Source organism: Staphylococcus sp. HMSC072B07 (assembly GCF_001815505.1).
GTDB classification, from domain to species: domain Bacteria; phylum Bacillota; class Bacilli; order Staphylococcales; family Staphylococcaceae; genus Staphylococcus; species Staphylococcus simulans.
In genome coordinates this window covers 1-574 of record NZ_KV820959.1, presented here as the reverse complement: position 1 = coordinate 574, position 574 = coordinate 1, and the positions used below count along the sequence as shown (strand labels likewise).

The 574-nt window shown below is 43.6% G+C and carries 1 protein-coding gene; it reads right to left on the bottom strand.

Translation table 11 applies throughout. From position 1 onward, the window contains the following. Positions 1-574, bottom strand: a 574-nt coding sequence (locus HMPREF3031_RS13580; protein WP_257243623.1) for a DUF5666 domain-containing protein, incomplete at both ends; no start/stop codon positions are given.

Sequence of the window (574 nt, the reverse complement as noted above, 5' to 3'; positions counted from 1 at the left end):
CGTCTTTGCCTTTCGGTACTGTAATTGAGTTGCCGTCACTGAATGTCACTATTGTGTTACCATTCGGATCGATTGTTTGGCCTGTCACCGTGATTGATTTACCGTCTTTTCCGTCACGGCCATCTTTACCGCGTTGAACAGTTACTTTAGAGCCATCACTAAATTCAATCACTATATTACCATCTGCATCTGGATGTGAATCTTTGACTGTAACTGAAGTGCCATCTTTACCTTTTGGTACTGTAATTGAATTATCGTCACTGAATGTCACTACTGTGTTGCCGTTCGGATCGATTGTTTGGCCTGTCACCGTGATTGATTTACCGTCTTTTCCGTCACGGCCATCTTTACCGCGTTGAACAGTTACTTTAGAGCCATCACTGAATTCGATTACTGTATTACCGTTTGGATCTTGGCTTGTACCTTTGACTGTAACCGAAGTTCCGTCTTTGCCTTTCGGTACTGTAATTGAGTTGCCATCGCTGAATGTCACTACTGTATTGCCATTCGGATCGATTGTTTGACCCGTTACTGTGATTGATTTACCGTCTACTCCGTCACGGCCATCTTTACC